This is a genomic window from Streptococcus oralis (genome assembly GCF_001983955.1).
GTDB classification, from domain to species: domain Bacteria; phylum Bacillota; class Bacilli; order Lactobacillales; family Streptococcaceae; genus Streptococcus; species Streptococcus jiangnanensis.
The window spans coordinates 1,084,492-1,102,196 of record NZ_CP019562.1 but is presented as its reverse complement, the minus strand read 5'-3'; the positions used below and the strand labels follow the sequence as shown (position 1 = coordinate 1,102,196).

The window sequence follows — 17,705 nt, the reverse complement described above, 5'->3', positions numbered from 1 at the left end:
ATCAAAATATAGAAAATCAGTATTGGAAAAGACTAGCACAAGATGATACAATATCCCTAATGAAGCTATTTGGAGGTCGTCTTATGACTCGTGATTTTAAATTTGAAACTCTACAATTACATGCTGGGCAAGTAGTTGATCCGGCAACCAAGTCTCGTGCAGTACCGATTTATCAAACAACATCCTTCGTTTTTGATGACACGCAAGAAGGTGCTGATTTGTTTGCCTTGAGAAAACCAGGGAACATTTATACTCGTATCACAAACCCTACAACAGCGGCATTTGAAGAAAGAATCGCTGCACTTGAAGGTGGTGTTGGAGCACTAGCGACCGCATCAGGTATGGCTGCTGTAACCTACACTATTTTGGCGCTTGCTCACGCAGGTGACCATGTGGTGGCTGCGTCAACTATTTACGGTGGGACCTTCAACCTCTTGAAGGAAACCCTTCCTCGTTATGGGATTACAACAACCTTTGTCGATGTGGATAATTTAGAGGAAGTGGAAGCAGCTATCAATGACAATACCAAGCTTGTCTTGATTGAAACCTTGGGGAATCCCTTGATTAACATTCCTGACTTGGAAAAATTGGCTGAGATTGCGCATAAACACCAGATTCCTCTCGTTTCGGACAATACTTTTGCCACACCATATTTGATTAACGTCTTCTCTCACGGTGTAGATATTGCCATTCACTCAGCAACTAAGTTTATTGGTGGACATGGTACGACTATTGGCGGTGTCATCGTGGACAGTGGTCGTTTTGATTGGGCAGCTTCAGGGAAATTTCCTCAATTTGTTGAGGAAGATCCTAGCTACCACAACTTGAGCTATACTCGTGATGTGGGTGCAGCAGCCTTTATTATCGCTGTTCGTGTTCAATTGCTCCGTGATACAGGTGCGGCCTTGTCGCCATTTAACGCCTTTCTCTTGCTCCAGGGACTTGAAACTCTCTCTCTTCGTGTGGAACGCCATGTGCAAAATGCAGAGAAAATTGTTGATTTCCTTGTCAACCATCCTAAGGTAGAGAAGGTAAATTATCCAAAACTAGCTGACAGTCCATATCATGCCTTGGCTGAGAAATATTTGCCAAAAGGTGTGGGTTCAATCTTTACCTTCCATGTCAAAGGTGGAGAGGCAGAAGCTCGCAAGGTTATTGATAATTTGGAAATCTTCTCTGACCTTGCAAACGTGGCAGATGCCAAATCTCTTGTTGTCCATCCTGCGACAACCACTCACGGTCAGTTGTCAGAAAAAGATCTAGAAGCAGCAGGTGTAACACCAAACCAAATCCGCTTGTCGATCGGTCTTGAAAATGTAGAGGATTTGATTGAAGATTTGCGTTTGGCCTTGGAAAAAATTTAAAGTAACAGATATAAACAGTGGGTTTCGACTCACTGTTTTTGATTTTCCCTCAGGCATGATATAATGGTTACAGAAGTCTAGAAAGAGGAACGTTATGAACGAAATTAAATGTCCTAATTGTGGAGAAGTATTTACAGTAAATGAAAGCCAGTATGCCGAACTCATATCTCAAGTGAGAACGACAGAGTTTGACAAGGAATTGCATGATCGCATGAAGCAGGAACTGGCTCTAGCTGAGCAAAAGGCTATGAATGAGCAACAATCTAAACTAGCTCAAAAAGACCAAGAAATCGCTCAATTACAGAGTCAAATCCAAAACTTTGATACAGAGAAAGAGCTGGCTAAGAAAGAGGTTGAACAGTCAAGTCATGAGGCTTTATTGGCAAAGGATAAGGAAGTACAGGCCTTGGAAAATCAATTGGCTACCTTGCGTTTAGAGCATGAAAATCAACTGCAAAAGACCCTCACTGACCTAGAAAAAGAACGAGATCAGGTTAAAAATCAACTTCTTTTACAAGAAAAAGAAAATGAGTTGTCTTTGGCTTCTGTTAAGCAGAATTACGAAGCCCAGCTCAAGGCTGCTAGTGAACAAGTAGAATTTTACAAGAATTTCAAAGCTCAACAATCAACCAAAGCTATCGGGGAAAGTCTAGAACACTATGCGGAGAGTGAATTCAATAAGGTTCGCAGTTTTGCCTTTCCAAATGCCTACTTTGAGAAGGATAACAAGGTTTCTACGCGTGGGTCTAAAGGCGACTTTATCTTCCGTGAATGTGATGAAAATGGGGTGGAAATCATTTCCATTATGTTTGAAATGAAAAATGAAGCGGACGGAACAGAGAAGAAGCACAAGAATTCGGACTTCTACAAGGAGTTGGATAAAGACCGTCGGGAGAAGAACTGTGAGTATGCAGTTTTAGTAAGTATGCTTGAAGCTGATGACGACTCCTTTAATACAGGCATTGTCGATGTTAGCCATGTGTATGAGAAGATGTATGTGGTTCGTCCCCAGTTCTTTATCCAGTTGATTGGTCTCCTGCGAAATGCGGCTCTTAATTCTTTGAAATACAAGCAAGAGTTGGCCTTAGTCCGGGAGCAAAATATTGATATTACGCATTTTGAGGAAGATTTGGATGCCTTTAAACTAGCCTTTGCCAAGAACTACAACTCTGCTTCGACCAACTTTGGTAAAGCAATTGATGAAATCGACAAAGCCATCAAACGCATGGAAGAGGTCAAGAAGTTCCTAACCACATCTGAAAACCAACTCCGCCTCGCTAACAACAAATTGGAAGATGTTTCGGTTAAAAAATTGACTCGTAAAAATCCAACTATGAAAGCGAAATTTGAAGCGCTGAGGGGGGAGTGAGATTACCTTAAAAACAGGAGTTACTATGAAAAAATCTTTGAAATTCTCGGAAATTTATATTGCTTATTTACCATTAATTGTATTTTTTCTTAATCTCCTATATGGTCTTTTAAATATTGAAGGCGTAGGCGATACTGACTCAAGATATAATTTATTCTTTGCTATTTTTGGATTTATTCCAACTATATTCGGTTATGGAATTAGTTTTTTGGCTAATCTTCTGGTGGGGATATCTTATGTGCGAAAAGCAAAAAATGAATCGAAACGCATCATTGCTTTTCTATTGATTGGAAATATTTTTTTAGCAATTTTTCTGATGTTTTTGCTAAGATTTAAAATGATCGTTTCCTTTGACTTTATAAAAGATATTGACCTTTGGAGTTTCATTTTTTCATTATTTTTATTTCCGTATTTAGATTGGATTTATCAAAAGGAAAACTATAATCCAAAATTAAGTCGTAAGTTACTTATTCTATTTTTGATTGGTATTTTTTCTCCATTTGTAGGAAGTAGAATTCAAATCCACTTTAGAAATAATGCTAAAGTTCAACAATTAAAAGAGTTTTATTCTTCTAGGGGAATGAATTTTGATGTCGCTCTTAAAAGCGTAGAAATAGATAGCAACGTTTCAGATATTAGTATTTTTGATGTATCGGATAATGGGATAACGATTCAAGTAGGTGCTAAGTACATTCGTCAAAAATTAACAGAGGTCAGTTTCATTAATGAGAATTATGGTCTTAAAGAATTCTTGAAGCTCTCTGTATCAAGCCAAGAAGCGCAGACAGTTCTGAATGATTTTAAATTAGCTGTAGAAAGTGCAATACAAAAGAAAGGATATGATTTAGTAGTTATTGATGATAAAGAACAGCCATTAGCTAGCCCTGGTTTTAAAATATCAAATTCATATAGGATAACTCCTTTAATAAAAGAAAAGGCTCTTCAAAATCAAAATTCATTCAGTAAAGAAAAACAAGCTTTTAGAGGATATGCGACTCTTTCTGTTAAAGACTTTATGAAGGAGGGAGCACTTTGCTTGCATTTAACACTTAGCAAAAGCAACCTATTGGAACTAGGAGATATTGATTTTTCAAGCTTTCCAGATGGATATTACAACATAAATGCTGACTACTTTTCGGTTGTTAATGGAAAATATAAACAGCTTGAAAAGGATGATAATTTTGAATATATTTTACCAATTGAGTCGGGTAAACCATTTTACTCTGAGGATTTATATGATATTAAAAAAATTGATTTAAACAATGAGGAATAGAAGTGAAAGGGAAACTAGAAAGCAACACATGAACGGTATTATCAATTTAAAAAAAGAAGCGGGGATGACTTCGCATGACGCGGTTTTTAAGCTGCGTAAGATTTTGGGAACCAAGAAAATTGGTCATGGTGGGACCTTGGATCCGGATGTAGTGGGTGTTTTGCCTATTGCGGTGGGCAAGGCAACCCGCATGGTCGAGTTTATGCAGGATGAGGGCAAGGTCTATGAGGGGGAAATCACTCTCGGCTATTCAACGACGACCGAGGATGCTAGTGGGGAAGTGGTCGCAGAGACACCTGTTTTGTCGCCCTTGGATGAAATCATTGTCGATAAAGCCATTGCGAGCCTGACTGGGCCTATTACTCAGATTCCGCCTATGTACTCGGCTGTCAAGGTTAATGGTCGCAAACTCTATGAGTATGCGCGTGCTGGTCAGGAAGTGGAGCGTCCAGAACGTCAGGTGACCATTTATCAATTTGAGCGGACAAGTCCGATTTCTTATGAGGGCGAACTTGCGCGTTTTACCTTTCGTGTGAAATGTAGTAAGGGGACTTATATCCGTACCTTGTCTGTTGACTTGGGAGAGAAGCTGGGTTATGCGGCCCATATGTCCCATTTGACTCGGACGAGTGCAGCAGGTTTACAACTGGAGGATGCTCTTACCTTGGACGAAATTGCTGAAAAAGTGGAGGCTGGTCAACTGGACTTTCTCCATCCTCTAGAGATTGGTACAGGGGACCTTGTCAAAGTTATCCTAACTCCAGAAGAGGCTACAGAAGTGCGGTTTGGTCGTTTTATCGAGCTAGACCAAACAGACCAAGAACTGGCTGCCTTTGAGGGAGATACATTGCTAGCCATTCTAGAAAAAAGGGGCAATTTCTACAAACCAAGGAAGGTTTTTAGCTAGTTTCACTAGATTGTGGGGATAGATTGATGTTTCCCCTAGACTATCCAAAATCAGACTATAAATTTTGCAAAAAATGTGATAGAATAGACGACGGATAAAAAAACGGAGGATAGCATGCAAAATAGACCAATCATTATCGGAGTGACAGGTGGTTCTGGTGGTGGTAAGACCAGTGTTTCAAGAGCCATTTTATCTCATTTTCCTGATGAAAAGATTTCCATGATTGAGCATGATTCATACTACAAGGATCAGTCTCACTTGACCTTTGAAGAGCGTGTCAAAACCAACTACGACCATCCTTTTGCCTTTGATACAGACTTGATGATCGAGCAGATTAAGGAATTGTTGGCAGGGCGCCCAGTAGACATTCCAACTTATGACTATACAGCGCATACACGGAGTAGCAAGACCTATCGTCAGGAGCCTCAGGATGTCTTTATCGTTGAGGGGATTTTGGTCTTGGAGGACAAGCGCTTGCGTGATTTGATGGATATCAAGATTTTTGTGGATACTGACGATGATGTGCGCATTATTCGTCGGATCAAGCGTGATATGGAAGAGCGTGGCCGTAGTCTGGATAGCGTGATTGACCAATATCTAGGTGTGGTAAAACCCATGTACCACCAGTTTATCGAGCCGACTAAGCGTTATGCGGATCTCGTCATTCCTGAAGGGGTCAGCAATACCGTTGCTATCGACCTTTTGACCACTAAGATTGCAAAGATTTTGGAAGAAGCGCGAAACAGCAAATAATCAGATGAGGAGGCCTAGCCTCCTTTTTCTATTTTTCCTTTAGTTTCAGTAGGAAAAAGGTGATTTTTAAGCATGTTTTTGGTATAATAATACCCATGGAAAAGCAAGAAAATGAATAGTAGGTGGAGATGGAAAAGTATTTATCGGTAACAACTTTGACCAAGTATCTGAAAATGAAATTCGATAAAGACCCTTACTTGGAACGGGTCTATTTAACTGGTCAAGTTTCCAACTTTCGTAAACGACCTACTCACCAATATTTCTCCTTAAAAGATGATCATGCAGTCATTCAAGCGACCATCTGGTCTGGGATTTATCAAAAATTAGGTTTCGACTTGGAAGAGGGAATGAAAATCAATGTGATTGGGCGTGTGCAGGTCTATGAACCAAGCGGTAGCTACTCTATCATCATTGAAAAAGCTGAGCCTGATGGGGTTGGGGCGCTAGCGATTCAGTTTGAACAACTTAAGAACAAATTGACGGAAGAAGGTCTATTTCAAGAGAGATTCAAGCAACCTCTTCCCCAGTTTGCTAAGCGAATCGGTGTGGTAACCAGTCGCAGTGGAGCTGTTATTCGAGATATTATCACGACCGTCAGCAGACGCTTTCCAGGTGTTGGCATTCTTCTCTATCCGACCAAGGTGCAAGGTGATGGAGCTGCGGAGGAAATTGCTCGAAATATTGCGCGTGCCAATCAACGTGAGGACCTAGATGTTCTCATCATTGGTCGTGGTGGGGGTTCCATCGAGGATCTCTGGGCTTTTAACGAAGAAATTGTGGTACGGGCTATTTTTGAATCTCGTTTGCCCATCATCTCTAGTGTTGGTCATGAGACGGATGTGACCTTGGCGGATTTTGTGGCAGATAGACGGGCTGCAACGCCAACAGCTGCAGCTGAACTGGCAACACCTGTAACCAAGTTGGATCTATTGACGCATTTGCAAAATCAAGAAAAGCGGATGGCAACGGCTGTTCAGAATGTCCTGTCAAGGAAAAAGGAAGTTCTGAAAAAATGCAGTCAGTCTGTTATCTTTAGACAACCAGAGCGTTTGTATGATGGTTATTTGCAACGGTTAGATCAACTGCAACTGCGATTAAAACAAAGTTTGCGAACACGGATTTCTGATAATAAACAGCTAGTCCAAGCAAGGACTCATCAACTGGTGCAATTATCACCTGTTACCAAAATTCAACGCTATCAGGACCGGCTTACTCAGTTGGACAAGCTCCTTCGTAGCCAAATGGCTCTGGTTTATGATGCCAAGGTTGCTGAGGTCAAGCGACTTTCGGAAGCCTTGCTGATGTTGGATACTAGCCGAATTGTGGCGCGTGGCTATGCTATTGTCAAAAAAGAAGAGACAGTTGTGGATTCGGTTGAGAAGTTGAAGAAAAAAGACCAAGTGACGCTTTTGATGCGAGATGGTCAGGTAGAATTAGAGGTTAAAGATGTCAAAACAAAAGAAATTTGAGGAAAATCTAGCAGAACTAGAGACCATTGTCCAAAGTTTGGAAAATGGTGAAATTGCTCTAGAAGATGCGATTGCTGCCTTTCAAAAGGGCATGATCTTGTCAAAAGAACTCCAAGCGACGCTGGACAAGGCTGAAAAGACCTTGGTCAAGGTCATGCAAGAAGATGAAACAGAAAGTGATTTTGAATGAAGAAGCAAGAAAAATTAGCTCTTGTGGAGTCGGCTTTGGAAGACTTTTATGGAGATCAGCAGTTTGCTTCTAGTTTACGAGAGTCTGTTCTCTATTCTATTCATGCTGGCGGCAAGCGTATTCGTCCTTTTCTCTTGTTAGAAGTTCTGGAATCCCTGCAAGTAGTTATCCAACCAGCACATGCTCAAGTGGCAGCGGCCTTGGAAATGATTCATACAGGGAGCTTGATTCACGATGACCTTCCTGCTATGGATGATGACGATTACCGTCGAGGGCGTTTAACCAATCATAAGAAATTTGGCGAAGCGATGGCAATATTGGCAGGTGATGCCTTGTTCCTAGATCCCTATGCCTTAATAGCGCAGGCAGATTTCTCAAGTCAGATCAAGGTGGACTTGATTGCCAACTTATCCCTTGCATCAGGTAGTCTAGGCATGGTAGCAGGGCAGGTTCTGGACATGGAAGGCGAACACCAGCATTTGTCCTTGGAAGAACTTCAGACCATTCATGCCAATAAGACTGGAAAATTACTAGCCTATCCTTTCCAAGCCGCCGCTATCATAGCAGAATTAGCGCCTGAAATCCAAGCAAAACTGAAAACGGTTGGTGAATTAATCGGACTGGCCTTTCAAGTCAGAGATGATGTGCTGGATGTGACCGCTAGTTTTGAGGAAATCGGCAAGACTCCACAAAAGGACTTGCAGGCTGGAAAATCAACCTATCCAGCCTTGTTGGGCTTGGAAGAGGCGACTGCCTTTTGTAACCAAACTCTGGATCAAGCTAATGAAAAATTGGAAGAAATTTCCCAGCAAGTCAGCTTTGAAACAGCGCCGATTGTGAAAGTAGTAGAAAGTTTGAGAATCAATGGCTAAGGAAAGAGTGGATGTACTAGCTTATAAACAGGGTTTGTTTGAAACGCGTGAACAGGCCAAGCGCGGTGTCATGGCTGGTCTAGTCGTAGCAGTCCATAATGGAGAACGATTTGATAAACCAGGAGAGAAGATCCCAGATGACACTGAGCTAAAACTCAAAGGTGAAAAACTCAAGTATGTCAGTCGTGGTGGTCTAAAACTAGAGAAGGCCTTGCAGGTCTTTGATTTGTCAGTGGAGGGAGCAACCACGATTGATATTGGGGCTTCCACTGGAGGATTTACTGACGTCATGTTGCAAAATGGTGCTGAGTTGGTCTTTGCAGTCGATGTTGGCACCAATCAGTTGGCTTGGAAATTACGTCAAGACCCACGGGTTGTCAGCATGGAGCAGTTTAATTTTCGTTATGCTGAAAAGACTGATTTTGAGCAGGAACCGAGCTTTGCCAGTATTGATGTGAGTTTCATTTCCCTCAGTCTGATTTTTCCTGCCTTGCACCGTGTCTTGGCTGATCAAGGTCAGGTGGTAGCTCTGGTTAAGCCCCAGTTTGAAGCAGGTCGTGAGCAGATTGGGAAGAATGGAATCATTCGCGATGCCAAGGTTCATCAAACTGTCCTTGAATCTGTCACTGCTATGGCAGTTGAACAAGGTTTTTCAGTGCTTGGTTTGGACTTTTCTCCCATCCAAGGTGGACATGGAAACATCGAATTTTTAGCATATTTGAAAAAGGAAGAGGGAGCAAGTAACCAAGTTGCCCCTGAAATAGAAAAAGTTGTAGAGAGAGCGCATAGAGAATTTAAAGATGAATAAAAAAGAGAGACTTGAAAAAATTAGAAGATTTGTTACGGATTATCAAATCGGGACTCAGGAAGAAATCGTTGAGCATTTGAAGGAAGCAGGTATTTCTGCTACGCAAGCCACTGTCTCAAGGGACATCAAGGAACTTGGGATTGTTAAAATTCCTTTGAAGAACAACACCTATATCTATGAGTTGCCAAAATCAGTCGTCAAAAGTTTGCAGTTGGCTGAGGACAATATTGTGAGTTCTGAGTTAATGGGAAATATGATCAATCTTGCTGTCATTCCTGGAAATACTATTTTTGTGAAGAGTCAGTTGGTTGAGGCATTCTCTGAACAGATTTTTAGCTGTCTAGCTGATGATGATTCTATCTTAATTGTAGCTAGAACAGCAGAGGCAGCTGAAGAAATTGTTGAACAAGTCAAAAAATGGTAGGTCAGTATGTTACTTGAAATTTCGATAAAAAACTTTGCCATTATTGAGGCGATTTCCCTCAATTTTGAAAAGGGTATGACTGTTTTAACCGGGGAAACGGGTGCTGGAAAGTCTATCATTATCGACGCTATGAATCTCATGTTGGGGGCTCGTGCAACGACAGACGTTATTCGTCACGGTGCGCCAAAGGCAGAGATTGAGGGGCTTTTCTCAGTTGAAAATAGTCGCCTTTTACAGGAACTTTTTGATGAGCAAGGTTTGGAAATGGGTGATGAAATTATCATCCGGCGTGAAATTCTGCAAAATGGTCGTAGTGTTAGTCGCGTGAATGGCCAGATGGTCAATCTTTCTGTCTTGCGTGCTATTGGGCAACACCTTGTGGATATCCATGGTCAGCATGACCAAGAAGAGTTAATGCGTCCTCAACTGCATATCCAGATGTTGGATGAGTTTGGTGATGCTGCTTTCTTGGACTTGAAGGAGACCTATCAGACGAGCTTTGATGCCTATCGCAAAATGCGTAAGCAGGTTTTGGAAGTCAAGAAAAACCAACAGGAACACAAGGCTCGTATTGAGATGTTGGAATTTCAAATGGCAGAGATTGAGGCTGCAAACTTGCAGGCTGGTGAAGACTTAGCTCTCAACCAAGAACGTGATAAACTTCTCAACCATAAAAATATTGCAGATACCCTAACCAATGCCTATAGTATGTTGGACAATGAGGAATTCTCCAGTCTTGCTAATGTCCGTTCAGCCATGAATGACATGGAAAGTGTCGAAGAATATGACCCTGAATACCGTGAAATTTCAAGTTCTCTATCCGAAACATACTATGTTTTAGAAGATATTACCAAGCGTTTAGAAGATATTATTGAGGACTTGGATTTTGATGGCAATCGCCTCATGCAGGTTGAAAATCGCTTAGACCTTATAAATACTATTACTCGCAAGTACGGTGGGACTGTAGACGATGTTTTGCTTTATTTTGCTAAGATTACGGATGAGTACAATCTCTTGACTGGAAATAACCTTTCTTCTGAAGACATGGAAGCAGAGCTCAAGAAATTGGAAGTTAATCTTGTCGATTTGGCAGGGCAACTTGCATCAGCTCGTCATGATTTGGCCCAGCAGCTTGAGGCTGAGATTAAACAAGAACTTCAGGATCTCTATATGGAGAAGGCACAGTTCCAGGTTCGCTTTAGCAAGGGCAAATTTAGTCGTGAGGGGAATGAAACAGTCGAGTTTTATATTTCCACCAACCCAGGTGAGGACTTTAAGCCTTTGGTCAAAGTTGCGTCCGGTGGGGAATTATCCCGTCTCATGTTGGCTATCAAGTCTGCCTTTTCTCGTAAGGAAGGCAAGACCAGTATTGTCTTTGATGAGGTGGATACGGGAGTTTCAGGTCGTGTAGCCCAGGCCATTGCTCAAAAAATTCATAAGATTGGCCAGCATGGTCAGGTTCTTGCTATCTCTCACCTTCCACAAGTGATTGCCATCGCGGATTATCAATTCTTTATTGAGAAGATTAGCGATGAGCACTCAACGGTGTCGACGGTTCGCCTTTTGACTTTAGAAGAGCGAGTAGAGGAAGTAGCTAAGATGTTGGCTGGGGAAAATGTAACTGAAGCTGCCCTTACCCAAGCCAGAGAATTATTGCAAACGAGGATGAAATAAATGACAGACTATTATGTAATTGGAGATGTCCATGGAAAAGCAGTTATGCTGGAAGATCTTCTCAAAACATGGGATGGTCAAACTCAGTTGCTCTTTCTAGGGGATTTGATTGACCGTGGTGAAGACAGTCGCCGTGTTCTAGAGATGGTCAAAGACTTGGTCGACAATCAAGGAGCTATTTGTTTATCAGGTAATCATGAGTATATGTTTCTGACTTGGCTCGATGACCCAGAAGAAAGCTATGACCATTATCGTCGCAATGGTGGTGATACAACCATTAACTCAATTTTAGGTCGTCCCTTGGATGCACCAGTTGATGGCGTAGAAGATGCCAAACGGGTTGCGACAGAAGCAGCAGACTTGGTCGAATTTATTCGTCAAATGCCATTTGTAGTAGAGACAGACAAGTATATCTTTGTTCATGCGGGTATTGATTTAACTTTGGATGATTGGCATGAAACCACAGATTACAAGAAAGTCTGGCTCAGAAAACCATTCCACGAAGCCGAAAATCATACTGGGAAAACCATTGTCTTTGGGCATACACCAGTTTATGGCTTACTGAAGCAAGACCGAGGTACAGCTGAGCTTTGGATAACAGAGGATGGCAAGATTGGCATGGATGGAGGAGCTGTCTATGGTGGTGTCCTTCATGGAATCGTCTTTACAGACCAAGGAATGACAGAACACCACTTTATCGAAAATGATGGTTTTGTTGCCGAAGATTAGTACTCCTAGCAGGGTATGGTCTTGTCAAAATGTTAAAAACAATTTATAATTAATAGATACCCTGAAAGGAAGAGCATCATGAACTTAGAAGAATTGAAGAAACGACAGGAGAAGATTCGGAACTTCTCTATTATCGCCCATATTGACCATGGGAAATCAACCCTAGCAGACCGCATTTTGGAAAAGACGGAGACGGTTTCTAGTCGTGAAATGCAAGCCCAACTTCTGGATAGTATGGATCTTGAGCGTGAACGTGGGATTACCATTAAACTCAATGCCATTGAGCTTAATTACACTGCGAAAGATGGTGAGACCTATATTTTCCACTTGATTGACACGCCAGGGCACGTGGACTTTACCTATGAAGTGTCGCGTTCGCTAGCTGCCTGTGAAGGAGCAATTTTGGTGGTTGATGCGGCCCAAGGGATTGAGGCGCAAACTCTTGCTAACGTTTATTTAGCCTTGGATAATGATTTGGAAATTCTGCCAGTCATTAACAAGATTGACCTTCCAGCAGCCGATCCAGAGCGTGTGCGTACAGAGATTGAGGATGTCATCGGACTGGATGCCAGCGAAGCGGTCTTGGCTTCAGCCAAAGCTGGTATTGGTATTGAAGAAATTCTTGAGCAGATTGTTGAAAAAGTGCCAGCTCCAACTGGTGATGTTTCAGCTCCATTAAAAGCCTTAATTTTTGACTCAGTTTATGATGCTTATCGCGGGGTCATCCTCCAAGTGCGTGTTATGGACGGAGTGGTCAAACCTGGCGATAAGATTCAGCTCATGAGCAATGGCAAGACCTTTGATGTGACGGAAGTTGGTATTTTCACGCCGAAAGCAGTAGGACGCGATTTTCTTGCAACTGGTGACGTTGGTTATATTGCGGCTTCTATCAAGACGGTTCAAGATACGCGCGTGGGTGATACAGTTACTCTAGCAAGCAATCCAGCAGCAGAACCGCTAGATGGATACAAGCAGATGAATCCTATGGTCTTTGCGGGTCTTTATCCAATCGAATCAAACAAGTACAATGACCTTCGTGAAGCCCTAGAAAAATTGCAACTTAACGATGCCAGCCTGCAGTTTGAACCAGAAACATCTCAGGCCCTTGGATTTGGTTTCCGTTGTGGATTCCTTGGACTTCTCCATATGGATGTTATCCAAGAGCGTTTAGAGCGCGAGTTCAACATTGACCTCATCATGACAGCTCCGTCTGTTATTTACAAGGTTAACCAAACTGACGGTGAATCTATGGATGTGTCTAACCCCTCTGAATTTCCAGATCCAACCAAGATTGCGACTATTGAAGAGCCGTATGTCAAGGCGCAAATCATGGTACCGCAGGAGTTCGTCGGAGCAGTTATGGAACTAGCTCAGCGCAAGCGTGGGGACTTTGTAACCATGGACTATATTGATGACAATCGTGTCAATGTCATCTATCAGATTCCACTTGCTGAAATCGTCTTTGACTTCTTTGATAAACTTAAATCTTCGACGCGTGGTTATGCAAGCTTTGACTACGAATTGTCAGAGTACCGCCCATCTAAGCTAGTCAAAATGGATATCCTTCTCAATGGTGATAAGGTGGATGCCCTCAGCTTTATCGTTCACAAGGATTTTGCCTACGAACGTGGGAAACTCATTGTGGATAAGCTCAAGAAAATCATCCCTCGTCAACAATTTGAGGTGCCAATTCAAGCAGCTATTGGGCACAAGATCGTGGCCCGTACTGATATCAAGGCCCTTCGTAAGAACGTACTTGCCAAATGTTATGGTGGTGACGTTTCTCGTAAACGTAAACTCCTTGAAAAACAAAAAGCTGGTAAGAAACGCATGAAAGCTATCGGATCAGTAGAAGTCCCACAAGAAGCCTTCCTTAGCGTCTTGAGCATGGATGAAGAATAGAAATAAAAAAACTCTTGAAGATTTTTCAAGAGTTTTTGCTTTAAATGAGAGTGATAAAATCGGAAGCTAACAGAATCGATTAGGTTAGAATTTGACAGAAGTCCTTATTTTTCTTATAATGCAGATGGAAAGGTGGTAGGATGAAAAAATTATTAATTTTAGGTACTGTAGTTACTGTTAGTGCTTTTTTAGCTTCATGCTCCAATAAATCGCAAACAGCAACCGAAGAAAGTTCGACTGCGGTTGTTAGTTCTTCAAGAAGTCAGGAAACGAATAGCACTAGTTCTGCTGTTTCTGAAGCGAAAAAGGAAGAGACGCAAATCATCGGTTCGAATGAATATGGATTTGTCAAGGTACCCAAATCATGGGTTCGATTCCATGAAGTAGAAGGTGGAAATGATATACAGTATTGTGATGGAACAGATATCAACATTGTTACGCTGAATACCTTTAAGGCTGAGCAGTTCAATATCAGCGAAGAAGAATATGCTAAACTGGATGTTGTGACTGTCTCATCTAGTATTTTAACTTCCAAAGAACAAAGCTCTGATTTCAGTAAGGTTTGGGGCTCCAAATCGACCATTGGAGGCTATGAAGCCTATGTTGTCAATGCAATTGCTAAGTCAGGGAAATACCTCGTTACCTGGGTTTTCCGATCAAATGATGGTAAAATCCGCTATGTTTCACTTGAAGGGGATGGGGAAACTTTAAAAACAATCTTACCGATGATTGAAAGTAGCTGGTCAACTACTAAATCTGAATAAATGAAAAAAGAAGATCCTTGGTCTTCTTTTTATTTTTTTTACGAATAGATAGATGAGTAGAAAAAGAAATGGAGTTGTATATGAAGATCACAAACTATGAAATTTACAAATTGAGAAAAGCTGGGCTGAGCAATCAACAAATTTTAACAGTTCTTGAATACGATGAGACTGTAGATCAGGAGCTCTTGCTAGGTGATATTGCAGAAATATCTGGGTGTCGTAATCCTGCTGTCTTTATGGAACGCTATTTCCAGATAGATGATGCACAGTTGGAGAAGGAGTTTCAGAAATTTCCATCCTTTTCTATTCTTGATGACTGTTATCCTTGGGATCTGAGTGAGATTTATGATGCTCCAGTGCTCTTGTTTTATAAAGGAAATCTAGACCTGTTGAAATTTCCAAAGGTTGCTGTTGTAGGGAGTCGTTCATGTTCTAGTCAGGGAGCAAAATCGGTTCAGAAAGTCATTCAAGGTTTGGAAAACGAGTTAATCGTTGTCAGTGGTTTAGCCAAAGGGATTGATACAGCTGCCCATATGGCTGCACTCCAGAATGGAGGAAGAACGATTGCCGTCATTGGAACAGGATTGGATGTTTTTTATCCCCGAGCCAATAAACGTTTGCAGGAACACATTGGCAATCACCATTTGGTACTTAGCGAGTACGGACCTGGTGAAGAACCCTTGAAATTTCACTTTCCAGCTCGTAATCGCATCATTGCTGGCCTTTGCCGTGGCGTTATTGTAGCAGAGGCAAGGATGCGTTCTGGTAGTCTTATCACCTGTGAGCGAGCTATGGAGGAAGGGCGTGATGTTTTTGCCATTCCAGGAAACATTTTAGATGGCCATTCAGATGGCTGTCACCACCTGATCCAAGAGGGAGCAAAGCTGATTAGCAGTGGACAAGATGTGTTGGCTGAGTTTGAATTTTAAGGAGAAATTTCTTCACTCAGATAAACTTTTCTTCTATATATAGGACTTAGGTCTTGACAGCTATAGAAAAATGGTTTACACTTTATAAAGTTTATTACTTTGAAAAGGTGTGATAGTGTGGCTACGGCAACAAAGAAGAAAAAATCAACAGTTAAAAAAAATCTAGTCATCGTGGAGTCGCCTGCTAAGGCGAAAACGATTGAGAAATATCTAGGCAGAAATTACAAGGTTTTAGCCAGTGTCGGGCATATCCGTGATTTGAAGAAATCCAGTATGTCAGTCGACATTGAAAATAACTATGAACCGCAGTATATCAATATCCGAGGCAAGGGTCCCCTCATCAATGATTTGAAAAAGGAAGCTAAAAAGGCCAATAAAGTCTTTCTTGCGAGTGACCCGGACCGCGAAGGAGAAGCAATTTCCTGGCATTTGGCCCACATTCTCAACTTGGATGAGAATGATGCCAACCGTGTGGTCTTTAATGAAATCACCAAAGACGCAGTAAAAAATGCCTTTAAAGAACCTCGCAAGATTGATATGGACTTGGTCGACGCCCAACAAGCTCGTCGTGTCTTGGACCGCTTGGTAGGGTATTCGATTTCGCCTATTTTGTGGAAAAAGGTCAAGAAGGGCTTATCAGCAGGGCGGGTGCAGTCTGTTGCCCTTAAGCTCATCATTGACCGTGAAAATGAAATCAATGCCTTCCAACCAGAAGAATACTGGACAATTGATGGTGTCTTTAAGAAGGGAACCAAACAATTTCAAGCTTCTTTCTATGGTATGAATGGCAAAAAGATGAAATTGACCACCAACGAAGAAGTCAAAGAAGTCTTGTCCCATTTGACTAGCAAAGATTTCACAGTAGACCAGGTAGATAAGAAAGAGCGCAAACGCAATGCGCCCCTACCCTATACGACTTCAACCATGCAGATGGATGCGGCTAACAAAATCAATTTCCGTACTCGAAAGACCATGATGGTGGCCCAGCAGCTTTATGAAGGAATCAATATCGGATCAGGCGTGCAAGGTTTGATTACCTATATGCGTACAGACTCGACTCGTATCAGCCCTGTGGCTCAGAACGAAGCGGCAAGCTACATTAACAACCGTTTTGGTAGCAAGTATTCCAAGCATGGTAGCAAGGTCAAGAATGCCTCAGGTGCTCAGGATGCCCACGAAGCCATTCGTCCATCTAGTGTCTTTAATACACCAGAAAGCATCGCTAAGTACTTGGACAAAGACCAGCTCAAGCTCTATACCCTTATCTGGAACCGTTTTGTAGCTAGCCAGATGACGGGAGCTATTTTTGATACCATGGCTGTTAAGCTCTCTCAAAATGGGGTTCAGTTTGCGGCAAATGGTAGTCAAGTTAAGTTTGATGGTTATCTTGCTATCTACAATGACTCTGACAAGAACAAGATGTTGCCAGATATGGCTGTTGGAGATGTGGTCAAGCAGGTCAATAGCAAGCCAGAACAACATTTCACTCAACCGCCAGCTCGCTATTCGGAAGCGACTCTTATCAAGACCTTGGAGGAAAATGGGGTTGGACGTCCGTCAACCTACGCTCCGACAATTGAAACCATCCAAAAACGCTACTACGTTCGTCTGGCAGCAAAACGTTTTGAACCGACAGAACTGGGAGAAATTGTCAATAAACTCATCGTTGAATACTTCCCAGATATCGTAAACGTGACCTTCACAGCTGAGATGGAAGGAAAACTGGATGATGTCGAAGTTGGTAAAGAGCAGTGGCAACGTGTCATTGATGAATTTTATAAACCATTCTCTAAAGAGGTAGCCAAGGCTGAATCCGAAATGGAAAAAATCCAGATCAAGGATGAGCCAGCTGGATTTGACTGTGAAGTTTGTGGCAGTCCGATGGTGATTAAGCTCGGTCGTTTTGGTAAATTCTATGCTTGTAGTAATTTCCCAGACTGCCGTCATACTCAGGCAATTGTCAAAGAGATTGGAGTCGAGTGTCCAAGCTGTCATCAAGGACAAATCATTGAACGCAAAACCAAGCGTAATCGTATCTTCTATGGTTGCAATCGTTACCCAGAATGTGAATTTACTTCCTGGGACAAACCAATTGGCCGTGATTGTCCAAAATGCGGACACTTCCTTGTGGAGAAAAAAGTCCGTGGTGGTGGTAAGCAGGTTGTATGTAGTAATGGCGACTACGAAGAAGAGAAAATTAAATAAAATGCAGAGTCCTGAAAATGAATTTCAGGCTCTTTTTACTTGAAACTTGACAAATTTCCCCCTTGTGTGCGAA

The 17,705-nt window shown here is 41.9% G+C and carries 16 protein-coding genes; all 16 read left to right on the top strand.

The features are described from left to right. Positions 1–83 precede the first annotated feature (83 nt). The 16 genes from BWR56_RS05345 (at position 84) to topA (ending at position 17,632) form a co-directional block, all read left to right on the top strand. Entirely contained in the window at positions 84–1,364 is a 1,281-nt protein-coding gene (locus tag BWR56_RS05345) for an O-acetylhomoserine aminocarboxypropyltransferase/cysteine synthase family protein (protein WP_000196319.1), read from the top strand. Positions 1,365–1,458: 94 nt separating this feature from the next. Then, the gene (locus tag BWR56_RS05340; protein ID WP_076984594.1) at positions 1,459–2,733 is read left to right on the top strand and encodes a DUF2130 domain-containing protein; all 1,275 of its coding nucleotides are present in this window, start codon (positions 1,459–1,461) and stop codon (positions 2,731–2,733) included. A gap of 25 nt (positions 2,734–2,758) precedes the next feature. Beyond that, a complete protein-coding gene (locus BWR56_RS05335; protein ID WP_076984593.1) occupies positions 2,759–4,006 on the top strand; it encodes a glutamyl-tRNA amidotransferase in 1,248 nt (415 codons plus the stop codon). Positions 4,007–4,034: 28 nt separating this feature from the next. Further along, positions 4,035–4,913, top strand: a complete 879-nt coding sequence (truB, locus tag BWR56_RS05330) for a tRNA pseudouridine(55) synthase TruB (RefSeq protein ID WP_076984592.1) — start codon at positions 4,035–4,037, stop codon at positions 4,911–4,913. A 114-nt stretch (positions 4,914–5,027) separates the two neighbouring features. Beyond that, a complete protein-coding gene (gene udk, locus BWR56_RS05325) occupies positions 5,028–5,666 on the top strand; it encodes a uridine kinase (RefSeq protein ID WP_042902181.1) in 639 nt (212 codons plus the stop codon). A gap of 128 nt (positions 5,667–5,794) precedes the next feature. After that, a complete protein-coding gene (gene xseA / locus BWR56_RS05320; protein WP_076984591.1) occupies positions 5,795–7,135 on the top strand; it encodes an exodeoxyribonuclease VII large subunit in 1,341 nt (446 codons plus the stop codon). After that, on the top strand, positions 7,113–7,325 hold the full coding sequence (locus BWR56_RS05315; protein ID WP_076984590.1) for an exodeoxyribonuclease VII small subunit: 213 nt from the start codon (positions 7,113–7,115) through the stop codon (positions 7,323–7,325). The genes xseA and BWR56_RS05315 overlap by 23 nt, the downstream gene beginning before the upstream one ends. Continuing rightward, positions 7,322–8,197 (top strand): polyprenyl synthetase family protein, encoded by an 876-nt coding sequence (locus BWR56_RS05310; protein WP_076984589.1) that lies wholly within the window; start codon positions 7,322–7,324, stop codon positions 8,195–8,197. The genes BWR56_RS05315 and BWR56_RS05310 overlap by 4 nt, the downstream gene beginning before the upstream one ends. Then, complete coding sequence (locus BWR56_RS05305; RefSeq protein ID WP_076984588.1) at positions 8,190–9,005, top strand: TlyA family RNA methyltransferase; 816 nt, start codon at positions 8,190–8,192, stop codon at positions 9,003–9,005. Before BWR56_RS05310 ends, BWR56_RS05305 begins: the two co-directional genes overlap by 8 nt. Next, the gene (locus BWR56_RS05300; RefSeq protein ID WP_001034394.1) at positions 8,998–9,429 is read left to right on the top strand and encodes an arginine repressor; all 432 of its coding nucleotides are present in this window, start codon (positions 8,998–9,000) and stop codon (positions 9,427–9,429) included. Before BWR56_RS05305 ends, BWR56_RS05300 begins: the two co-directional genes overlap by 8 nt. 6 nt (positions 9,430–9,435) lie before the next feature. Then, positions 9,436–11,103, top strand: coding sequence for a DNA repair protein RecN (gene recN, locus BWR56_RS05295; RefSeq protein ID WP_049505910.1), 1,668 nt, complete (start codon positions 9,436–9,438; stop codon positions 11,101–11,103). Continuing rightward, positions 11,104–11,832 (top strand): metallophosphoesterase family protein, encoded by a 729-nt coding sequence (locus tag BWR56_RS05290; protein ID WP_049505909.1) that lies wholly within the window; start codon positions 11,104–11,106, stop codon positions 11,830–11,832. A 78-nt stretch (positions 11,833–11,910) separates the two neighbouring features. After that, entirely contained in the window at positions 11,911–13,734 is a 1,824-nt protein-coding gene (gene lepA, locus BWR56_RS05285) for a translation elongation factor 4 (protein ID WP_049505907.1), read from the top strand. A 140-nt stretch (positions 13,735–13,874) separates the two neighbouring features. Then, positions 13,875–14,498, top strand: coding sequence for a hypothetical protein (locus BWR56_RS05280; protein WP_000734769.1), 624 nt, complete (start codon positions 13,875–13,877; stop codon positions 14,496–14,498). A gap of 80 nt (positions 14,499–14,578) precedes the next feature. After that, a complete protein-coding gene (dprA, locus tag BWR56_RS05275) occupies positions 14,579–15,427 on the top strand; it encodes a DNA-processing protein DprA (protein ID WP_000705328.1) in 849 nt (282 codons plus the stop codon). Positions 15,428–15,544: 117 nt separating this feature from the next. Next, positions 15,545–17,632 (top strand): type I DNA topoisomerase, encoded by a 2,088-nt coding sequence (gene topA / locus BWR56_RS05270; protein WP_000179670.1) that lies wholly within the window; start codon positions 15,545–15,547, stop codon positions 17,630–17,632. The last annotated feature ends 73 nt before the right edge of the window (positions 17,633–17,705 follow it).

Excerpts from the sequence above, each read along its gene's own strand:
- BWR56_RS05335 (WP_076984593.1), top strand. The coding sequence starts at position 2,759 with ATGAAAAAATCTTTGAAATTCTCGGAAATTTATATTGCTTATTTACCA.
- BWR56_RS05345 (WP_000196319.1), top strand. The coding sequence starts at position 84 with ATGACTCGTGATTTTAAATTTGAAACTCTACAATTACATGCTGGGCAA.
- dprA (WP_000705328.1), top strand. The coding sequence starts at position 14,579 with ATGAAGATCACAAACTATGAAATTTACAAATTGAGAAAAGCTGGGCTG.
- lepA (WP_049505907.1), top strand. The coding sequence starts at position 11,911 with ATGAACTTAGAAGAATTGAAGAAACGACAGGAGAAGATTCGGAACTTC.
- BWR56_RS05305 (WP_076984588.1), top strand. The coding sequence starts at position 8,190 with ATGGCTAAGGAAAGAGTGGATGTACTAGCTTATAAACAGGGTTTGTTT.
- BWR56_RS05315 (WP_076984590.1), top strand. The coding sequence starts at position 7,113 with ATGTCAAAACAAAAGAAATTTGAGGAAAATCTAGCAGAACTAGAGACC.
- udk (WP_042902181.1), top strand. The coding sequence starts at position 5,028 with ATGCAAAATAGACCAATCATTATCGGAGTGACAGGTGGTTCTGGTGGT.
- BWR56_RS05280 (WP_000734769.1), top strand. The coding sequence starts at position 13,875 with ATGAAAAAATTATTAATTTTAGGTACTGTAGTTACTGTTAGTGCTTTT.
- BWR56_RS05310 (WP_076984589.1), top strand. The coding sequence starts at position 7,322 with ATGAAGAAGCAAGAAAAATTAGCTCTTGTGGAGTCGGCTTTGGAAGAC.
- xseA (WP_076984591.1), top strand. The coding sequence starts at position 5,795 with ATGGAAAAGTATTTATCGGTAACAACTTTGACCAAGTATCTGAAAATG.
- recN (WP_049505910.1), top strand. The coding sequence starts at position 9,436 with ATGTTACTTGAAATTTCGATAAAAAACTTTGCCATTATTGAGGCGATT.
- BWR56_RS05340 (WP_076984594.1), top strand. The coding sequence starts at position 1,459 with ATGAACGAAATTAAATGTCCTAATTGTGGAGAAGTATTTACAGTAAAT.
- BWR56_RS05300 (WP_001034394.1), top strand. The coding sequence starts at position 8,998 with ATGAATAAAAAAGAGAGACTTGAAAAAATTAGAAGATTTGTTACGGAT.
- truB (WP_076984592.1), top strand. The coding sequence starts at position 4,035 with ATGAACGGTATTATCAATTTAAAAAAAGAAGCGGGGATGACTTCGCAT.
- BWR56_RS05290 (WP_049505909.1), top strand. The coding sequence starts at position 11,104 with ATGACAGACTATTATGTAATTGGAGATGTCCATGGAAAAGCAGTTATG.